Annotated in this window: 18 protein-coding genes, 1 tRNA gene and 2 pseudogenes; 13 read left to right on the top strand and 8 right to left on the bottom strand. The window is 63.1% G+C overall.

Translation table 11 applies throughout. The annotated features are described in order from the left end of the window. On the top strand, positions 1 to 286 hold a 286-nt coding region (locus Q0L89_RS14390), incomplete at its 5' end, for an OmpA family protein (RefSeq protein ID WP_296766484.1). 406 nt (positions 287 to 692) lie between these two features. Here Q0L89_RS14390 and Q0L89_RS14385 read toward each other — a convergent pair. Then, positions 693 to 1,451: a Crp/Fnr family transcriptional regulator gene (locus tag Q0L89_RS14385; protein WP_296766488.1), complete on the bottom strand. Its 759-nt coding sequence runs from the start codon at positions 1,449 to 1,451 to the stop codon at positions 693 to 695. A gap of 148 nt (positions 1,452 to 1,599) precedes the next feature. On the opposite strand from Q0L89_RS14385, the gene Q0L89_RS14380 reads away from it, so the two are divergent. Continuing rightward, positions 1,600 to 1,833: a hypothetical protein gene (locus Q0L89_RS14380; RefSeq protein ID WP_296766486.1), complete on the top strand. Its 234-nt coding sequence runs from the start codon at positions 1,600 to 1,602 to the stop codon at positions 1,831 to 1,833. A gap of 38 nt (positions 1,834 to 1,871) precedes the next feature. Here the strand turns inward: Q0L89_RS14380 and Q0L89_RS14375 are convergent. Both Q0L89_RS14375 and Q0L89_RS14370 read right to left on the bottom strand, forming a co-directional pair. Next, positions 1,872 to 2,036 (bottom strand): annotated as a pseudogene (locus tag Q0L89_RS14375) (DUF3309 domain-containing protein); the annotation flags it as partial. Between the two features lie 56 nt (positions 2,037 to 2,092). Then, positions 2,093 to 2,266 (bottom strand): CsbD family protein, encoded by a 174-nt coding sequence (locus tag Q0L89_RS14370; RefSeq protein ID WP_296766482.1) that lies wholly within the window; start codon positions 2,264 to 2,266, stop codon positions 2,093 to 2,095. 391 nt (positions 2,267 to 2,657) lie between these two features. Between Q0L89_RS14370 and Q0L89_RS14365 the strand changes: the two genes are divergently transcribed. Beyond that, on the top strand, positions 2,658 to 3,782 hold the full coding sequence (locus tag Q0L89_RS14365) for an AI-2E family transporter (RefSeq protein WP_296766480.1): 1,125 nt from the start codon (positions 2,658 to 2,660) through the stop codon (positions 3,780 to 3,782). A gap of 74 nt (positions 3,783 to 3,856) precedes the next feature. Here the strand turns inward: Q0L89_RS14365 and Q0L89_RS14360 are convergent, their stop codons facing one another. The 3 genes from Q0L89_RS14360 to Q0L89_RS14350 form a co-directional block, all read right to left on the bottom strand. Further along, positions 3,857 to 5,530 carry a mechanosensitive ion channel domain-containing protein gene (locus Q0L89_RS14360; RefSeq protein WP_296766479.1) on the bottom strand — a complete coding sequence of 558 codons (1,674 nt, stop codon included), beginning with the start codon at positions 5,528 to 5,530 and terminating at the stop codon, positions 3,857 to 3,859. Positions 5,531 to 5,863: 333 nt separating this feature from the next. Then, positions 5,864 to 6,250, bottom strand: coding sequence for a hypothetical protein (locus tag Q0L89_RS14355; protein WP_296766477.1), 387 nt, complete (start codon positions 6,248 to 6,250; stop codon positions 5,864 to 5,866). 6 nt (positions 6,251 to 6,256) lie between these two features. Further along, a complete protein-coding gene (locus Q0L89_RS14350; protein ID WP_296766476.1) occupies positions 6,257 to 6,532 on the bottom strand; it encodes a hypothetical protein in 276 nt (91 codons plus the stop codon). Between the two features lie 641 nt (positions 6,533 to 7,173). Between Q0L89_RS14350 and Q0L89_RS14345 the strand changes: the two genes are divergently transcribed. The 5 genes from Q0L89_RS14345 to Q0L89_RS14325 all read left to right on the top strand — a co-directional run bounded on the left by Q0L89_RS14345 (position 7,174) and on the right by Q0L89_RS14325 (position 12,554). Further along, positions 7,174 to 7,818 (top strand): DUF1236 domain-containing protein, encoded by a 645-nt coding sequence (locus tag Q0L89_RS14345; RefSeq protein ID WP_296766473.1) that lies wholly within the window; start codon positions 7,174 to 7,176, stop codon positions 7,816 to 7,818. Positions 7,819 to 8,046: 228 nt separating this feature from the next. Beyond that, positions 8,047 to 8,259 (top strand): DUF3185 family protein, encoded by a 213-nt coding sequence (locus Q0L89_RS14340; protein WP_296766472.1) that lies wholly within the window; start codon positions 8,047 to 8,049, stop codon positions 8,257 to 8,259. Positions 8,260 to 8,705: 446 nt separating this feature from the next. Then, positions 8,706 to 10,802, top strand: coding sequence for an OmpA family protein (locus Q0L89_RS14335; RefSeq protein ID WP_296766470.1), 2,097 nt, complete (start codon positions 8,706 to 8,708; stop codon positions 10,800 to 10,802). A 351-nt stretch (positions 10,803 to 11,153) separates the two neighbouring features. Then, complete coding sequence (locus Q0L89_RS14330) at positions 11,154 to 11,381, top strand: hypothetical protein (RefSeq protein ID WP_296766468.1); 228 nt, start codon at positions 11,154 to 11,156, stop codon at positions 11,379 to 11,381. Positions 11,382 to 11,771: 390 nt separating this feature from the next. Further along, complete coding sequence (locus Q0L89_RS14325; RefSeq protein ID WP_296766466.1) at positions 11,772 to 12,554, top strand: 5-oxoprolinase subunit PxpA; 783 nt, start codon at positions 11,772 to 11,774, stop codon at positions 12,552 to 12,554. Between the two features lie 362 nt (positions 12,555 to 12,916). On the opposite strand, the gene Q0L89_RS14320 is transcribed toward Q0L89_RS14325, so the two are convergent. Further along, complete coding sequence (locus tag Q0L89_RS14320) at positions 12,917 to 13,171, bottom strand: GlsB/YeaQ/YmgE family stress response membrane protein (protein ID WP_296766465.1); 255 nt, start codon at positions 13,169 to 13,171, stop codon at positions 12,917 to 12,919. A 549-nt stretch (positions 13,172 to 13,720) separates the two neighbouring features. Between Q0L89_RS14320 and Q0L89_RS14315 the strand changes: the two genes are divergently transcribed. Then, positions 13,721 to 15,154: a DUF2254 domain-containing protein gene (locus Q0L89_RS14315; RefSeq protein WP_296766462.1), complete on the top strand. Its 1,434-nt coding sequence runs from the start codon at positions 13,721 to 13,723 to the stop codon at positions 15,152 to 15,154. 4 nt (positions 15,155 to 15,158) lie between these two features. After that, a complete protein-coding gene (locus tag Q0L89_RS14310; RefSeq protein ID WP_296766461.1) occupies positions 15,159 to 15,320 on the top strand; it encodes a hypothetical protein in 162 nt (53 codons plus the stop codon). Positions 15,321 to 15,478: 158 nt separating this feature from the next. On the opposite strand, the gene Q0L89_RS14305 is transcribed toward Q0L89_RS14310, so the two are convergent. After that, positions 15,479 to 15,555: transfer RNA gene (locus Q0L89_RS14305), tRNA-Ile, on the bottom strand. 110 nt (positions 15,556 to 15,665) lie between these two features. Between Q0L89_RS14305 and purM the strand changes: the two genes are divergently transcribed. The 3 genes and pseudogenes from purM to Q0L89_RS14290 all read left to right on the top strand — a co-directional run. Continuing rightward, a complete protein-coding gene (gene purM, locus Q0L89_RS14300; protein WP_296766459.1) occupies positions 15,666 to 16,715 on the top strand; it encodes a phosphoribosylformylglycinamidine cyclo-ligase in 1,050 nt (349 codons plus the stop codon). Continuing rightward, positions 16,712 to 17,305, top strand: a complete 594-nt coding sequence (gene purN, locus Q0L89_RS14295) for a phosphoribosylglycinamide formyltransferase (RefSeq protein ID WP_296766456.1) — start codon at positions 16,712 to 16,714, stop codon at positions 17,303 to 17,305. The genes purM and purN overlap by 4 nt, the downstream gene beginning before the upstream one ends. Before the next feature lie 90 nt (positions 17,306 to 17,395). After that, positions 17,396 to 18,091 (top strand): annotated as a pseudogene (locus tag Q0L89_RS14290) (ribonuclease D); the annotation flags it as partial. Between the last annotated feature and the right edge of the window lie 96 nt (positions 18,092 to 18,187).

Below are 18,187 nucleotides of genomic sequence, written 5' to 3'. Positions count from 1 at the left end.
GTTCCGTCCCGCGCTCAGGTCGGTGTCGCAAAGCTTGCAGCGGCATCCCGGCTCCACGGTTCGCGTCGTCGGCCACACCGACAATGTCGGCACGGCCGCTTACAACAACGAGCTGAGCCAGGAGCGTGCGATGTCCGTTGCGCGCGAACTCATCGCTGGCGGAACCCGCGCCGGGCGGATCACCGTGACGGGGCGTGGCTTCAACGAGCCGATCGCGTCGAACGCGAGTGCCGCCGGCCGTGCCGAGAACCGGCGCGTCGAGATCGTGATCACACCGAGCAGCTAGGTGCGATCACCGCACGGGGCAGGGGCGGGTTCATTTTTGTGCCCGCGCCCTCGCCCTTTTTCGCGGTGGCGTGACACATGTGAAAATTGGCCCCTTTGGTACTAACCTGGGTCAGCCCCGCCCACGCTGCTTTTCGATATGCTAACTGTGGCGGCAACATATTCAGCCGTCGGTTGCTTTTTTACCAGTGACGGCGAAGCCTCCCGGTTTGACCGGGAGGCTTCGCCGATTGGAACAATCCCCGCGGGATCAAGCCCATACGTGCGCCACCTTCCGGCCCCCGGGACAACAGCGGCGCTGACCCAGGGCCATGCCACAGCCGTCGCGCGGCGAGGCGCGCTTGCGCGGCCCGCGGCAGCGCAGATGACGACGCCTCTTCGGCGGGTTGCATTGAAAGGGATACGCCTCAGCGCAGTAGCGGGCCGCCCTGGTCCAGGTAGGTTGTGTCGAACGCCGCGAGTTCCCTGATGCGGGCAAAATCGTCTAAGATCACGTGCCCCTTCTGGAACGTCAGGATGCCGTCTTCGCGCAGTTTGCGAAGAACGCGGTTCACATGTACGGCGCTCAACCCGAGCGCATCGGCAAGGTGATATTGCGTCAGCGGACACTCGAAGCCCGTCTTGTCTGCCATCCCCACGAGTTGCAGCCGGGCCCCGAGCTCGAGCAGGAAATGCGCCATGCGCTCTTCGGCCGTGCGCCGGCCAAGATCGACCAGATGCTCCACGATCATCGCCTCGTCCCGCGCGGCCGCCCAGAGAACGGCGGTTGCAAGCCGCGGCGCGGTCGAAAAGGCATCCAATATGTCCGATTCGAGCACTTCGGAAACCTCGATGTCAGTCACGGCTTCGACGCTATGATCGGCGGTGCGGAACAGAATGCTGCGCAGACCGAGGAAATCACCCGGGACCGGGAAGTCGATGATCTGCCGCTCGCCGTCCGGCAGCATCTTGTAGGAACTCGCCCAACCGTCGAACAGGATGAAGGCCGAGGCTTTTGTCTGCCCCTCATGGATCATCTCGTGCCCGGCCTGAAACGTGCGGCGCCGCCGGTAAAGACGCGCCAGCGTTTCCTCGTCGGTGTCCGACAGGGCGACAAAAGCCGAGAGCTTTCGGGTGAGCGGGCTTTCAACGGGCAATATGCGGGGGTTTTCATACGCGATCGACATCAGGTGTTCACCGATACAAATAATCAAGGACATGGCGCCTGAGACTGCTCTGCATCAGTCCAGTATACCAGATAACGCGTATATTGGCGAAACGTTCCATCCAGCCGAGGCTGGTCCCCTTGTTCCCAGCTTGAAAGCGAATCCGATCATGTCTACTCCCGACGATATTTCAGGAACCGCCGCGCTGACCATCTGTGAAGCTCTGCTGCTTGCGCTGAACGATCACAAGATCCTGCCCGAGAAAGAGATCGTCGGCATTCTTGAGGATGCGGCCGCCGCGCACGAAAATGTACCTGCCAGCGACAAGGATGCGTTGAACGCCGCCGTTGCCAAACTGATCAATGGCATTCTGGCCGGCGGCAATTCGGTGCGCCGGCACTGAGGCCATCGCAGGGCGCGCCCGTCAAAGCCGCGCCCCGTGAGCACAAGCGCGATCACCAGAATGATCCCGATGGTGCCGCTTGGCGCATAACCCCAGGACCGACTGTGACCCCAGGTGGGAAGCACCCCGAGCAATACCAGCAAGAGCATGTCGATGAGAACGGTGCCGAGCCTGGCGTTTTCCTTATCCCCGAGGTTGCGAATAAGTGACCCCGCCGCGCGAGGGAAGACGCGGCGGGGCCATCCGGCAGCACTGTCAGTCAACCCTTGCGCAGGGCGTCCTTCGCCTTGCCGAATTTCTTCCGGGCGGTTCCCGATGCCTTGTCCATCTTGCCTTGCACCTCAAGAGACTTGTCGCCTGACGCCTTGCCCAGTTTCTCCTTGATGGAGCCCCCGGCGCGCTTGACGGTTCCCTTGATGCGATCCTTGTCCATGGCCCGAGCTCCCTTTTCGGTGGCGCATACCCCAACGCAGGCCGACGAATCGGGCCTGCGGGCACCGCGATTGGGAACAGTTTCGTCCGTTGGCGTCTGCCCGGCGCTAACCTGCATCAGCGCGAGCGTCAGCAACTTCGGCTAGTGTCTGTCTTGTCCGAAAAACCTGTCAAATCCGTCATGCCCTCGGCATCGGTGGCGCGAAAGGGCGGGCTTCATTTCCTAGTAACGGATCGCATGATCTGCCCGCCGAGCGTAAACAGAAAGGCTGACGCGCCCCATGCATGACGAGAGGCTGCACCCGACACCACCGCCACCGCATCAAACGCCACCGCATCGGGGAGCATCCACCGGGTGGTTCTCCAGGCTTGATCGCGGCGCGCTCCAGACCATGCTGCTGGCTATCATTGCCGGCGTGACGATCCTTGCGGCGCTGAACGCTTCGAGCCTGATCGCGGTGCCGACGGTTCTGGCGCTGCTCTGTGCGATCGCCCTCGCGCCCACGGTTCGATGGTTGGAACGCACCGGCGCCCCCGCATCGCTTTGTGCGGCGTTCGTTGTCGGTGGCCTGCTTATTGGCGCGGCGATTACCGTGTATTCTCTTGCACCTTCGGCCGAGTCCTGGAACAGCCGCGCGCCGCAGATCCTGCGCGAGGTGGAAGGGCGCGCACGCCAGGTCCTGTCGGAGCTGTCACCGTCGCTCGAAAGCGAGTCCGGGGACATTGCCACCGCGGAGCCGGAAACCACCTCGCCGACCGCGGCTGACGATCCGCCTGCATCGGACGCGAAGGATGAAGCAGACGATGGCGCGGACGACGACGCCGTTGGCAAGCTGGTGAAGGAGGGGCAAAATATGCTGACCGACATGGCAATCGGCGCACCGAGGATTGCCGCCGGAGCCGCGTTCTGGGCCATGCTCACGTTCTTTATGCTTCGCGATCGGGCGATGTTGGCCCACTGGGGTCTGTCGCTGGTGTCCGGGGCCTCGGCCCGGCTGGCGGTCGGCCGAGCCATGCGTGACGTGCGAACGAACGTCGCGCGCTACCTGTTGGCGATCACCGCTGTCAATCTGGGGCTCGGGCTCTGCATTGCCCTGGCGTTCTGGTTGCTGGGCGTGGCGAACGCCCCGCTGTGGGGCGTTGCCGCGGCGCTTTTGAACTTCATGCCCTTCATCGGGATCGCCATTCTGGCGCTGGTGACACTGGGTGTCGGGTTCGCATCGTTCGAGGACCCGATCATCGCTTTCGCACCCTTCGCCGTGGTCGTCGGGCTGAACCTGATCGAAGCCCAGATAGTCACACCGATGGTGGTCGGCGCACGCATCCGTATCGCGCCGATCGCCGTCTTCGTGGCAATCGCCTTCGGCGCCTGGCTATGGGGGGCCGCCGGTGCGCTGGTCGCGACACCGACACTGATCGTCGCGGTGGCCTTCGTGCGGCGGCTCAACGCTGCCGCGCATCCGCCACTGCCGCCGCACCAGCACGATGAACGCGAGGAAAGCCGCCGCGATTCATGATCCGATATTCCGCGACCACCTTTGTGGTCCTGCCGCGTTCATCCGGGGGTCTCTGACAGGTTCCTCGTCGTGCCTCATCTGCTGTATTCCAGGATGCGTTCGTGCCACCACCACTCGGGGTGTTGCGTGCGCACGAAATTCACCAGATCTTCGCGCAGGCGCATTTCAACCGACCAAGCCGTAGAGGGATCGGGGGCCATCGCGTAGAAACCGACTGTCATCCCTTTCGCCGAATGGTCCGTCACATAGGTCCACAGCTTGCCGTGCTCGATCACTTCGGGATCGGCTTTGGCAATCGCGTTGAATTTCTCGCGCAGGACGGCCACATCTGCCATCGGATCAAGGACAAGTTGAACCCCGCAAAGCACCCGTTCATCGACGACCGACCAATTCTTGAACGGATGGGACAGGAAGTATTTGACCGGCACGATGATCCGTCTCTCGTCCCAGGTGCGCAGCCGGATGAAGGTGAAGTAGATCGCTTCGACGATGCACCAGTCACCTTCGTAAAGAATGCTGTCGCCGATCCGCACAGGCTTGGCGATCGCGATCTGCAGAGACGACACGATGTTGCCGAGCGTCGATTGCCCCGCGATGCCGATGATCACCGTCAAAACACCCGCAGATGCAAGCAGTGTAAGGCCCATTTCGGCGAAAATGCTGAACTGCATCAGCACGAAAACGCCCGAGAAGCCGACCGTGATCACCAGCACGATCCGCCGCAGGGCGTACATCGACGTGTAGAACTCGCGTTCGGATGAAGTTGGCGCGTCGTTGGTGTTCCCCAGATACCGGCGGGTTACACGGTCCAGCAGTGCGTCGATCGCGCGCAGGGCGGCAAGGCTGAAACCGACGGCAGCCAGCAACACCAACGCGGGTGTGATGACGGCGTTCGCCGGGCCCGATAGGGAAACGATGAATCCCAAGAACCAGTGCGCCGTTGCCGCCGCCACCACCAGCGACAACGGTAGTGCCGCGCGCTCGATCGCGCGGCTCACCACGCGACCATCAGAAATGTATTTCCCCAGGCCGATCAACTTCGATGTGAGCATGCCGACAAGCACCACGACACCCACCAGAAGCGGAAGTGCGACCCACTCCCAAAGCTGCAACCAGCCAATTCTGGTCTTCATAGTGTCCGGTATGAAAGCCTCGAAGTCCCTCGGACCGAAGGCGTCGTAGAGAACCTCGACATTGCCGACCGTGTCCGGCGAGAAAAGCCAGACAGGGTCGACATCTTTTCCGTCCGAGGGTTCAGTGGCGTAGCGACCGAGACGAATGGCGTAGATCCGGCCGTCCACATCGAGCTCTTCAAGAAGGTAGTCCCGGCGAGGTTGCGAAACGCTCTGATCATCCGCGCTCCGGGGCGTCCGCGCATCGGGTTCGGGCGGAACGCTCGACCAGTTGATCCGGAGCTTGCGGTTGATGATCGACGCGAATTTGGCCGCGAGCTCAAGACCCCGCGCCTTCTGTTCCTCTTGCGGCAGCTTCGACAGGTTCAGGACGTGCGCGGCGGCTTCGAATTTGCCCGCTTCGGCAAGATCGAGAAAGCTTCTGAGTGCCGCTCGCGGGGAAGTCCGATCCAAATCGCTCGACACCGGTTCGAGGCCCGGATTGATTGTCTCGGTTTCATACCAGAGCGCCGGGTCATCCTGCGCGGCAAGCTGAACGCCTGTCGCAAGAGTTGCTGCGAGGCCCATGAAAAGGAAAACGAGAAGGCGTTTGACGTGAATCGCGACAGGGCTCATCGAACCGGACCGCGATTTTCGGAGATGAATGAATTCGTCACTTGCAGAACTTCCAACCTGATTAGACCGACGTCTCAGAGACCGGCGCCGAGAATGGGGGCTGTCCGACGGCGCGGCAGCCCTGATCGTATTGCCCACGGTGATGTGTAACGTTCCGCGGAAGGTCTGCACACAATAGAATGCGACTCGCCCCGAGGCGAGAGGCAACATGAATGCCCAACGCCATCGTGCGACCGGTCGCCTGAAGTGTCTGGCATTTCGGGGGCACCTCGGTCGGCCGAACCGGTTGTATCAGGGGGCTATGCGCGGTGGCTCAACGCCGCCGCGCATTTATCACTCACGCTGCGCCAGCACGAAGGCCGCCAAAAAGGCCGCGAGCGGCAATAGCGGCCGCGCCGACCGCGCAAGCGCGGTCGCGAGGGCCATGTCAGCCTCGGCGCTGCGTTGCGCGGCTGCCATCCGTGCCGCCCGGCGGGCCGAGCGCGCGCGCCCGAACAGATACACCGCCAGCGCAAGCACCGCGAAGAGCGCGGCAAACACCAGCGCGGCGACCGGAAAGCCGGTTCTGGCCGTCAACTCGACAAGGCCGGCCGCGACAACAAAGGCTGTCGCCACGACCGCGAGAAATATCGTGGCAATCGTCGTTGCAACCCGCCCCGCCACGCCGCCGGCATAGGCAGCGAGAAGATCGCGAAGCGGACCCAGCAGTGGCAACGCCATGGTAGCTCAGCCTTTCCGTGCCATCATGCCGAGCAACAGCCCGATGCCCGCGGCAATCCCGACAGCGGTGAGGGGATGGCCAACCACCGCGTTGGTGGCCGTTGCCTGTGCGTCCCGGCCGGTCTGGTTGATTTGCCGTCCGGCCTTTCGGATTTCGCCGGATACGTCGTCCGAGATCGTTTCGGTAAGCTTCATCAGGTCTGCCCGCAGGTTCTCGATCTGCTGGCTGAGATCGTCGGCGGAGGGGGCGTCTTTCTTGGTCGACTTCAGGGGGTCATTCATACTCTATCTCCAGAATTGGGTCTTTCGCACCGGATCGTGCCGGGCTCACATAGGTATTCGCCGAACTCGTTTCTCAGGCACTGGATGTTTCATGCCTGATTATCCCGCGGCCGGTCGCCGTGGCGCGGCTCTCGCGGCGCTTAACGCAGCCCGAAATAGCCCAGAATGAAAAGGACGATCACGATGAGTCCGACGATGTATATAATTCGGTTCATTGGCTTCCTGTCTGTTCGATGGTTTTCAATTGATCGCCATTTTAGCACAATAACCTCATTGTGATCGAGCGAAACAACATGGATCAGTCTCCGGGTGGTCCCACGCGAAAATCGAGGCCCGCACCGGTGCCGATCGCAGCGATCGCTGGGTCGTGGCACGTCGTCATCGGTGCTGCCAACCGGTGCAAGCCTGCCTGGGATGGCTGCACACGATCGAAAGACCCGCCACGATGCACAAAAATCACGGCTTGCTGATCTGCATCAGTCGGGTGGCAGTGCATTCAATGCAATGTAGACCTTGGCGAGCGAATCTCCGTTCGCCAAAGGGCCATTCCAGGGATCGGTAGTGCACAAGACAAGCCAACTTATGGATTGTCGAAAACTCCTGTGCTGCAACGTTTTGGGATAGGCCAGTAGGAGTTTTTAATGAATATCAAGCTTACTTTGGGTACCACGGTCGCTGGTCTGGTTCTTGCCTCGTCAGCCTTCGCCGAAACCACGGCCACTGCCTGGACCGATCTCAACCTTCGGGCAGGGCCGAACACGACATATGACATCGTCTCGGTCATCCCCGCCTCGCAAAGCGTGGTGGTCGACGGATGCCTTGAACAATCCAACTGGTGCCGGGTCACGTATAACAACGTCGATGGCTGGGCGTCCGGGGACTACCTGACCGCGATGGTCGAAGCGCCCATCGCTGCCAACCGCGAACGGATGGCCGTCAAGACCATTACCTACGAAAAGAAGAATGCTGACGCTACGGTCGGCGGCGGAGCAGCCGGTGCAGTTGCCGGCGCTGTTGTCGGCGGTCCGGTCGGCGCACTGATCGGTGCGGCTATCGGCATGAGCGCTGGCAATGCGGTCACGCCTGAAAAGCGCGTGACGACCTATGTCCGCAGCAACCCGGTCGAACCGGTCTACCTCGACGGAGAGGTTGTCGTGGGTGCCGGCATTCCCGAGGCCGTGACCCTGTCCGAAGTGCCTGACAGCGAATACTACTATGCCTACGTCAACGGCGTTCCGGTCCTGGTGGAACGCGAACAGCGCCGCGTCGTGCACATCGTTCGGTAAGACCTGGTCACGTCTCCATGACCAAGTCGGCCAGATCTGTGGCGATCCGGGAAGCCGGGTCGCCATTCCGCCAATAAATCATGGATGTCATGTAAGTACCTGAAAGCATTGAGCGCCCATGTTCGTCAGCCAGGGCTTCCCGCGTGTCGGCACATGGCGTACATTCATCAGCATCGGTCGGCTCGCTCGTATGGGCCGGTTTCTGATCCAACCTCAAAGGAGCATGAATTGTCACCAACAAACATTCTCGGCCTCGTCGCGCTCGTCGTGGGCAGCTTGCTGCTGTTCCTTGCCTGGCGCGCCTCGAATGCCCCGGTCGACCAGATCTCCGAGGCACTCACCGGACGCTATACCGAAAACACGATGTGGTACCTGGTTGGCGGGCTGATCGGAATTGTCATCGGCGTCGCGCTTTTGCTTCGCGGCAGAAAATCGGATTGAGCAACGGACCGGTGACCGCCTACACAGCGGTCGTCGGCAATTCCCGGCTGTTCGATATGTCCCATGACCCGATCTGCTGATTTGCATCAGCTCAAGAATTCGACCCCGAGATCCCGTTGATCCGTGCGGCAAGATGAAACCCCCTGACGTCTGATCGGGGCGATCCGGGCCAACGGGCCGGGTCAAATATGATTCCCGCATTGCGCGATTTCGTTGCCGACGCCCTGTCCCGCACATTGAAATCATGCGGGGGCAAACCTAGATCAGTCCTGCAAGCATCGTTTCCGTGTATTCGAATCACAAGGCGTGACAAACTGTTGCGCGTGCCCATTCAATGCGCGCGCTCATCGAAGCGCCGGATTTTTTGACCAGGGATTGGCCTCGGGCCTCTCGGTCGGCGATGGGGTTCCCCAGGGGAGCCGCAACAATCGAGAAAAGGGAACGAAATGACCTCCAAGTCACTCAGGACGACCACGGCGATACTTGCCGCACTGTCGCTCATGCAGCCCCTCCCGGCGCTGGCACAATCCGCGCCCGGTGCCAATAGTGGCCAGAAGGGTTTGACGACGGCGCAGGGTAAACGGATTAACCGTGCCAACATCCGCTCGTTCGAGGAAATCTGTGCCGAGGCAGAGATCCTCGACGCGCGCGCCTGCGAACTCCGTGTCCGGGAACTCCTGGAGGTGGCGGAGGCTGACGCAGAGGCCGCCGCACAGTTCGCGAGCGAAGCCGAGGCTGCGGCAGAAGCCGCGACGAAGGCCGAAGCGCCGGAACTGAAACAAGCCGCGGCGAAGGCCGAAGTGCAGGCTGAGAAAGCGGCCGATGTCGTCGCACGATTGGCCGCCGAAGCAGAGGCCGCGGCCGAGGCCGCGCGCGAGGCAGAGGCAAAAGCCGAAGCCGACGCAGAGGCGCAAGCCGAGGCGGACGCCAATGCCGCCGCGCAGGCCGCAGACGAAGCCGAAGCGGCAGAGGAGAAAGCCGCTGCCGAAGCCGACGCAGAGGCGCAAGCCGAGGCTGACGCGGAAGCCGCCGCGCAGGCCGCAGACGAGGCCGAAGCGGCAGAGCAGGAAGCCGCCGCCGCTGCCGAAGCCGACGCAGAGGCGCAAGCCGAGGCTGACGCGGAAGCCGCCGCACAGGCCGCAGACGAAGCCGAAGCGGCAGAGAAGAAAGCCGCTGCCGAAGCCGACGCAGAGGCGCAAGCCGAGGCGGACGCCAATGCCGCCGCACAGGCCGCGGACGAGGCCGAAGCTGCAGAGCAGGAAGCCGCCGCCGCTGCCGAAGCCGATGCAGAGGCGCAAGCCGAAGCAGACGCGGATGCCGCCGTCGCAGCCGATCGAGACCAAGAGCCCGCTACGGAAACCTCTGCCGAAACACCGGCACTCGCGCCCAGTGCCGCCGATTGCCCGGCCGAGGTTGTCGACGCCGACGGAACGATCCGCTGCGTCGATGCGCTGACTTCAAATAGCGTTGCCGCAATCGCAACCGAAGAATCCGATGTCCAGACCCAAGAGCCGGCCGAGGTGACCACCAAGACCGTCGAGGAGGGCAGCCTTCGCTCAAGCGACGAGGAGTTCAGCGAATGGAGCCCGGATGACAAGCAAAGCGCGGAGAATCAAAGCGCCTCCGATTCAGCCGCTCCGACCAAAGCGAAAAAGGACTCCGGGTTGAGCGATCTCGAAAAGGCCGGCCTTGTCGCGCTCGGCGCGGTGGTCGTCGGTGCGATCCTGTCCAACGGCCAGCGGGTGGAAGCCAACACCGGCGATCGGGTGGTCGTGGTCGATGACGACGGCGCCTACCGGGTGCTGAAGAACGACGATGCGCTCCTCGGTCAGCCCGGCTCGAAAGTGCACACCGAACGGTTCAGCGACGGTTCGGTCCGAACGACAATCACCCGCGACGATGGGACTCGGATCATCACCATACGGGATTCCACCGGCCGCGCCCTGTACCGCACGCGCATTGACCCGGATGGGCGCGAATACGTCTTGATCGACGACACCCGCGCCGCCGAACCCGTGGTTGTCCGGGATCTGCCGAGACCGGTCTACGACGACATCGATTACCGTGCGGCATCCGACCGTGAAAGCCTGCGCCAGGCGTTGCTCGCCGTCAACCGGCGCGATCTCGGCCGCAGGTTCAGCCTGCGCCAGGTGAGGGAATATGCCGAAGTTCGCGAACTGGCACCCGAGATCAACCTCGAGGCCATCACCTTCGCCACGAACTCCGCTGCGCTGGAGCCGTCGCAGGCGGAACGGCTGCGCCAGATGGGTCAACTGATGCGCGAACTCGTCGCCGAGGATCCGACCGAGCTGTTCCTCATCGAGGGCCATACCGACGCGGTCGGCGGCGGTGGTCACAATCTTCTCCTGTCCGATCGCCGGGCCGAGTCCGTGGCGCTGGCCTTCAGCGAGTATTTCGGGGTTCCGGCAGAAAACATGGTCATTCAGGGCTATGGAGAAAGCTATCTCAAGATCCGGACCCAGCAGGCCGAGCGCCTGAATCGGCGGGTCGCCGTGCGCCGGATCACGTCGCTGGTACGGTAGTATCGGCGCCGGCTGAGGGCACGCTCGCGCAATCCGGGCCACCTGATCGAAGTACGGTTGCTTTAATGGCGGCACCTCCGACCTCTCTTTTGGTCGGGGGCGCTTTTCGTTTTGAACGATGGCGAGCCAGGGTAGGTATTTCCAAGGCCGAGACCGCATTTCCTGTCGCGTTCAAGGCTAACACCGATCAGTCACGCGCGACCCCGGGCGTAGTACCCTTGGGCGTCGCAACTGTCACACCAAGTCGAGATAGCGGTTGCTACCCGCTCCGCATAGCCGCGCTCGATCTTCCCCGCCGGGCGCGCCCCGGCAAAGCACGCCGGGTATTGCGGCTGACAAAACGAGAGGCATATGAAGATGGACGACCAACTATTGGACCAGTCAACCCTGAAAACGGCGCGCGGCGACGTGCTTGCCGAACGTATCTGTCTGCGGTGCCGATCCAAGTTCCCGAGCAACGGATTCGGTGAGCGGATTTGCAAGCGCTGCAAGGGTTCCGGCGCCTGGAAGAATGGCGCATTGCCGTTGGGCAACGGCAGCCGTGGCAGCAAGGCGAGGTCATCGGGATCTGGCTATTGACGGGGCCGTCGTGGTGACGCCCGGGATCTTGAAATCCATTGTTTCGCTTCATCCCCCATGCCGGCGATTATTGCGACGGTCTGGCGGCAAGGCAGTTCACGGACCTGGCCACGATCAGGGCCGTGGGCTGGTGCGCCAACTGTGCGGATCGACAAATGATTGGCGGAAATGGCTACGCACCAAGGCCATCGGCCCGGTGATCGGCGTTCCGCGTCGCCATGCCAGCCCGACATCCATCGACGGAATTTCCTGACAACAGCATGTTATGGGGACCAATCGAAGTCGGTTTCATCCAGATTCTGGATGCATGGCAAATAGATATTGGAAATTTACAAAACGCCGTGTCGCCGGTAGAACCTCTACGCCAGCACAATCCCGAGGGGCACGCCGATGAAAACGAAAGTCGATCTGAACTGCGACATGGGCGAAGGCTTTGGCCAGTGGGTGCTTGGAGAGGCCCCGGACGAAGACCTCATGTCCCTGATCAGTTCGGCCAACATTGCCACTGGCTTTCATGCCGGCGATCCGAATTCGATGGACAGGGTCGTGAAGTTGGCCCAGGAATATGGCGTCGGGCTGGGCGCGCATCCGGGCTATCGTGACCTTCAGGGGTTCGGGCGCCGCTACATCCGCACCAGTGACGATGAACTGATCAACGACATCGTGTACCAGGTGGGCGCGCTCCGCGAGTTCGGGCGCCGCTATGGCATTTCGCTGCAACATATCAAGCTCCATGGTGCGCTGTACATGGAAGCGGCCGTCAACGAGCAGTTGTCGCAAGCGATGGTCGATACCCTGCAAAAGACCAGCAGCGACGCGATCATCTTCTGCATGGGGGTTTCGAAAACCTACGAAGTGGCCAGGCGCCTGGGGCATCCGGTGGCGCGAGAGTTCTATGCCGACCGCGATTATGACGACAGCGGCTCGATCGTCTTCAAGCGCAGCGTGGTCCGCCCCGATGCCGAAGCGATTGCCGCGAAATGCGTGCGCGCCTGCAAGGAGGGCCGTGTGCGCACCGTCGAGGGTAACGACATCGAAATCGAGTTCGAGTCGATCTGTTTTCATTCCGACACGCCCGGCGCACTGGAAATAGGGCGCGCCATTCGTGATGGACTGAGGGATAACGGCATCGCCATCGCGCCGGCCGCGACGGTGCTGGAAAACGCAATCTGAGACGACAGACCGACAGAAGGGCAACATATCATGGCGGCGGGATCGGGCGCGTGAATAGCGTCGTGCTGGGCGCGTTCTTTTCGCGCTGGCTGCCATTGCTGGCCGGCGGGCGCGGCCGGCGAACGTGCTGTCACGCGCCTGGCACCGCACGGGCCGGTTCATGTCCGCAAAGCCGATGTCGGGCCCTTGCGTGAAACGACTCCTGGCCCAGATAATCGACGGTGATCGCCAGCGTCACCCTCGGCCGCGCGCGGCGGACCTGCGGCCCGTGGCCTGACACCTCTGGTCACACGCCGCAGCCAAAACGTCTGCGGCGCGCATCCTGTTCCTGCCCGCCGGTTGCGTGCGGGGGGGGGGCGCAGTCAGGCCCGTTTGACCAGACGGATCAGGAACAGCAGGATCACTGCCCCGATCGTGGCATGGATGATCGCACTGATAATGCCGGAGCCGATGTTCAGCCCCAACTGCGGAAGAATAAGGCCGGCCACGAACGCGCCCACGATCCCGATCACGATGTTGCCCAGCAGGCCGTAGCCATAGCCCTTCACGATCAGCCCCGCGAGCCAACCGGCCACTGCGCCGACCACCAGTATTATCAACAGACTTTCGATTGTCATTTCGGGTCCTTTCCCTCGTCGTGAAATCATTCGACCGGTCAGCCATCGCCTGACCCCAATCGCGAACCGGCTTATGCCCGTTCGATTCAATACCATATGTATCGCATATCGACGGCACGAATGATAGCATCATCCGCCCGCGCGCGCGATCACGGCGCGGCTTCGGGAACGGAGCAAATGACGCCGCGATGCAGCCCAAAGGCGACATCACCCCGGACCTGTCGCGTATTCGCGCCGACCGGGCGCCCGAATGCCACGGGACGTTCCCGGCCAGGGGCCGAGTACCGACAGCGCGCAGCCGGGCCGCCATTCGCGCGATATTCGGGCAGTAGAGGACAGGGCAACGCTGAACAGAGCGCCGCCGGCTTGCCTTCGGCCCAGACGAGCTGACGGACAACGAGATCGCCTGGGCGGAGTTCCTGCGGATGATCGGCAATGGCCGCGATCTGCGCCCGAGTCTTCGTCGTGTGCAACTGCTCAGGCAGGTGTGCGGGGTGAGGTGGATCAGCGCGCGCGGCGTCGTCGCCCCTTTGCCAACCGCAAAGGATCATGGACGTTTACCAGATGGTGTTCACCTGCCAGAGTAGAACACGGTGGATTGTATTTAATCTCGCGAGGACGACGATGCTCAGTCGCGTCTATACTCTCTGGGACAACTTGCGGACCGGCTTCTGGTTTGTACCCACGCTCATGGCTCTCGGCGCCATCGGGTTGGCTGTCATTGCACTCAACCTCGATGCCGGCCTGCCGGAGGAGAAGGCCCGGCAGTTCTGGCTTCACAGCGGCGGGCCGGAGGACGCCCGCAATTTGCTGTCGACCGTCTTTTCCTCGATGGTCACGATGGCCACGCTCGTCATATCGATCACCATGGTGGTCTTGACGCTCGCCGCCAGCCAGCTCGGACCACGACTGGTCCGCAACTTCATGGGCGATCTCCGCACACAGGTCGTGTTCGGCATCTTCCTGATGAGCATCATTTACTGCCTGCTCATACTCCGCACGCTCAACAGCGAACTCGACATATCGGCGGTACCGCACATTGCCGTCACGCTCGGGACCGCGTTCGCCCTCATCAACCTGTTCGCACTGCTGTTTTTCATTCACATTCTGGCCCGGTCGATCATTTCCGATACAGCGATCCGGCGCGTCGAGAGGGATCTCCGCGATGCGATTTCACGCCTGCTGCCGACGGAGGACCACGGTCAGCCGCGCGTCGAGCGACCGACAATCGATGACGTGCTGCCGGCCGACTTCGATGAACGTGCGGCCTCTTTGTGGATGTCCGGCGAAGGCTATGTGCAGGCGATCAAGTACGAGCGGCTTGCGGAAATCGCCTGTCGGTACAATGCCGTCATCCGCCTGAATTTCCGTGCCGGTCATTTCGTCATTTGCAAGTCGCACAAGGCCGATGTCTATCCAGGGCACCTGCTCGGGCCGGATCTCGCGACTGAAATCGAAAGCGCGATCATGGTTGGTGACGAGCGCACGCCGGTTCAGGATCTGGAGTTCTCGATGCGCCACATGGTTGAAATCGCCGTGCGCGCGCTTTCGCCCGGCATCAACGATCCTTTCACCGCCATGGCCGTTATCGATCGTTTGGGCGCGGTGCTCGGCGATCTGATGCGCCGCGAACTCCAGCCCGAGGTCTTTTTCGATGCGGCCGGCGTGGTCCGCGTGATCGGCCGTGCGTCGAGCTTCCGCGGTTTTGCGGACGTTGCTTTCCACCAGATCCGGCAAGCAGGAGCCACCCACCCAGCGGTCATCATACGTATGCTCAGCATCATCGCACAGATTGCGGTCAACGTTCGCTTTTCCAGCCAGCGCGTCGCTTTGCTCGACCACGCAGCCATCATTGCCGAAACCGGCCGCCGCGAGGCGTCGGAAGCCTCCGATATGGCCGACATCGATCGCAGCTATCGGGCCGCTCAAGTGGCCCTGACTCAATCAGAGAGATTGAAGACTCCCGCCTCGGCCGCGCCGTGAGAACATGTTTCACCTGGTGAATAGTGCGCAAGTTATCGCCATGGTTGCCGCGTTCTACACCGGACGTGGCCAGCCTTTCGTCTTCGCGATCTTTGTCGCGATCACCGCGCTCGCCCGGTTGAACGCGCTGCGAAGCAAGGGAATGGACCCGATGAGCATCAGCTAAGCGTTTGTTTTTCCCGAAACGAGAGGCCCCGCTGGCGATGGCTGGCGGGGCTGATTCCAAGCCGCAGATCGTGGGGACATACGTTTCGCAAGTCATTGAAAACCAACGCGGTAACAATGACCCCATAAATTTCACAACGCATTGATATTGCTGGATTTTGGTAGGCCCGGAGGGACTCGAACCCCCAACCAAAGCGTTATGAGCGCTCTGCTCTGACCAATTGAGCTACAGGCCCGCCACGGCACAGTAGTTACGCAGGGCGGGGCGGGGCGTCAAGGCTTTCGGATTGCGAAATGCGGGGCGATGGTCTAACGGAAACCGGCGAATGGCAAACGGAGCGGCCCCATGAGCGATGGCAGGAACGGCATCACCTACGCCGATGCGGGCGTGGATATCGACGCGGGCGCCGCGCTGGTGAACCGGATCGCGCCGGCGGCGAAGCGCACCGCGCGCCCCGGCGTGATGGCCGGCCTGGGCGGGTTCGGGGCGCTGTTCGATCTCAAGGCGGCGGGCTACTCCGACCCGATCCTTGTCGCCGCCACCGATGGCGTGGGCACCAAGCTGCGTATCGCAATCGACACCGGCCATGTGGGCACCATCGGTATCGACCTGGTGGCGATGTGCGTCAACGACCTGGTCTGCCAGGGGGCCGAGCCGCTGTTTTTTCTTGATTATTTCGCCACTGGCAAGCTGGACGTGGACAGTGCCGCGCGCGTCGTCGAGGGCATCGCCGAGGGCTGCGCGCGGTCTGGCTGTGCGCTGATCGGCGGCGAGACGGCGGAAATGCCCGGCATGTACGGGGCGGGCGATTTCGATCTTGCCGGCTTTGCCGTCGGCGCGATGGAGCGTGGCCGCGCCCTTCCCGACACGGTGGAGGAGGGCGACGTGCTGCTCGGCCTGGCGAGCGACGGGGTCCATTCCAACGGCTACAGCCTGGTGCGCAAGCTGGTCGGGATGTCCGGGCTGGGTTGGGACGCGCCGTGCCCATGGGACGACGGCACCACCCTGGGCGCGGCGCTGCTGGCGCCGACGCGGCTTTACGTGCGCCCGGCGCTCGATGCGATCGCGGCGGGCGGGGTGCACGCGCTGGCGCATATCACCGGCGGCGGGCTGACCGAGAACCTGCCGCGGGTGCTGCCCGAGGGGCTGACCGCCGGCGTTGACGTGGAAAGCTGGCAATTGCCGGGCGTCTTCGGCTGGCTGGCCGAAACCGGCGGCATGACGCAGACCGAGATGCTCAAGACCTTCAACTGCGGCGTCGGCATGGTGCTTGTCGTCGCCCCCGAATCTGCCGATGCGGCCGAGGCGGCGTTGTCGGCGGCGGGCGAGACGGTGTTCCGCATGGGTCATGTCACCCGCGGCGATGCGGTGGTCTATGGCGGGGCGCTGGCGTGAGCAAGCGCGTCGCGATCCTGATTTCGGGCGGCGGGTCGAACATGGTGGCGCTGGTGCGCTCCATGACCGGCGATCACCCCGCGCGCCCGGTTCTGGTCGCCGCGAACGACCCCGCGGCGGGGGGGCTGGACAAGGCCCGCGACATGGGCGTTGAAACCGCAGCGGTCGATCACCGCGCGTTCGGCGGCGACCGCGCGGCGTTCGAGGCGGCGCTGATGGCCGAGCTGGAGCGTGCGGCGCCGGATATCATCTGCCTGGCCGGGTTCATGCGGGTGCTCGGCGCCGGCTTCGTGACCCGCTGGCAGGGGCGGATGCTCAACATCCATCCGTCGTTGCTGCCGAAATACCGTGGCCTCGACACCCACGCACGCGCCATTGCCGCGGGCGATACCGAGGCCGGCTGCACCGTGCACCTGGTCACCCCGGCGCTGGACGATGGTCCCATCCTGGGCCAGGCGCGGGTGCCGGTCCTGCCCGGCGACACCCCCGATACGCTGGCCGCCCGCGTTCTGGAGCAGGAGCACAAGCTCTACCCGGCGGTGCTTCGCCGCTTCGCGGCCGGCGACCTTACGCCGGTGACGATGGATTGAGCGCATCGCTTCCAATTGCTGCGACACTGTCCTAGACACGCGGAGGGTGGCACCACCAAGCCGCCCGAACCACAAGCGATAGCGGTAGAGATGAAAACACTGACGACAACAGCGGACCTGGCCGAGTTCTGCACTGCGGCGCGCGCCTGTGATTACGTTACGGTCGATACCGAGTTCCTGCGCGAGCGGACCTATTACGCCAAGCTCTGCCTGGTGCAACTGGCGATGCCGGGGCAGGGCGACGAGGGCGCCGTGCTGGTCGATCCGCTGGCCGGGGATGTCTCGCTCGATCCGCTTTACGAGCTTTTCCGCGACAAATCGGTGGTCAAGGTGTTTCACGCCGCGCGCCAGGACCTGGAGATTTTCCAGGTCGAAGCCGGCGTGATCCCGCAGCCGCTGTTCGACACGCAGGTTGCCGCGATGGTCTGCGGCTTCGGCGAGCAGGTGGGTTACGAGACCCTGGTGCGCAAGGTGGCGCGCGCCAGCCTCGACAAGTCGTCGCGTGTCACCGACTGGTCGCGCCGCCCGCTTACCGACGCGCAGAAGACCTACGCGCTGGCCGACGTCACCCACCTGCGGGTGATCTATGAACACCTGTCGGCGGAACTGGCCCGCAAGGGGCGCGAGAAGTGGGTCGCCGAGGAATTGCGCGTGCTCACCGACCCGGCCACTTATTACACCCTCCCCGAGGACGCGTGGAAGCGCGTCAAGACCCGCACCAATTCGGGCCGCTTTCTTGCGATCGTGCGCGAACTGGCCCGCTTTCGCGAGGAGTACGCCAGGGCGATCGCCGCCTCGGCGTAGCCGGCGCGGTCACATGCCGAGGTAGGCCCTCTGCACGTCCGGCGAGTTGAGCAGCTCACTCGCCGGGCCCTCCTGGAC

The organism is Sediminimonas sp. (assembly GCF_024637375.1).
In the GTDB taxonomy this organism is placed as follows: Bacteria; Pseudomonadota; Alphaproteobacteria; order Rhodobacterales; family Rhodobacteraceae; genus Sediminimonas.
Note: the sequence above shows the minus strand (reverse complement) of the source record. Positions and strands in the feature narration are given on the sequence as shown.

Coding starts and splice junctions, on each gene's coding strand:
- purM (WP_296766459.1), top strand. CDS start 15,666: ATGAGCGATGGCAGGAACGGCATCACCTACGCCGATGCGGGCGTGGAT.
- Q0L89_RS14310 (WP_296766461.1), top strand. CDS start 15,159: ATGTTTCACCTGGTGAATAGTGCGCAAGTTATCGCCATGGTTGCCGCG.
- Q0L89_RS14370 (WP_296766482.1), bottom strand. CDS start 2,266: ATGGACAAGGATCGCATCAAGGGAACCGTCAAGCGCGCCGGGGGCTCC.
- Q0L89_RS14355 (WP_296766477.1), bottom strand. CDS start 6,250: ATGGCGTTGCCACTGCTGGGTCCGCTTCGCGATCTTCTCGCTGCCTAT.
- Q0L89_RS14320 (WP_296766465.1), bottom strand. CDS start 13,171: ATGACAATCGAAAGTCTGTTGATAATACTGGTGGTCGGCGCAGTGGCC.
- Q0L89_RS14325 (WP_296766466.1), top strand. CDS start 11,772: ATGAAAACGAAAGTCGATCTGAACTGCGACATGGGCGAAGGCTTTGGC.
- Q0L89_RS14385 (WP_296766488.1), bottom strand. CDS start 1,451: ATGTCGATCGCGTATGAAAACCCCCGCATATTGCCCGTTGAAAGCCCG.
- Q0L89_RS14335 (WP_296766470.1), top strand. CDS start 8,706: ATGACCTCCAAGTCACTCAGGACGACCACGGCGATACTTGCCGCACTG.
- Q0L89_RS14350 (WP_296766476.1), bottom strand. CDS start 6,532: ATGAATGACCCCCTGAAGTCGACCAAGAAAGACGCCCCCTCCGCCGAC.
- Q0L89_RS14360 (WP_296766479.1), bottom strand. CDS start 5,530: ATGAGCCCTGTCGCGATTCACGTCAAACGCCTTCTCGTTTTCCTTTTC.
- Q0L89_RS14345 (WP_296766473.1), top strand. CDS start 7,174: ATGAATATCAAGCTTACTTTGGGTACCACGGTCGCTGGTCTGGTTCTT.
- Q0L89_RS14315 (WP_296766462.1), top strand. CDS start 13,721: ATGGACGTTTACCAGATGGTGTTCACCTGCCAGAGTAGAACACGGTGG.
- Q0L89_RS14330 (WP_296766468.1), top strand. CDS start 11,154: ATGAAGATGGACGACCAACTATTGGACCAGTCAACCCTGAAAACGGCG.
- Q0L89_RS14365 (WP_296766480.1), top strand. CDS start 2,658: ATGCTGCTGGCTATCATTGCCGGCGTGACGATCCTTGCGGCGCTGAAC.
- Q0L89_RS14380 (WP_296766486.1), top strand. CDS start 1,600: ATGTCTACTCCCGACGATATTTCAGGAACCGCCGCGCTGACCATCTGT.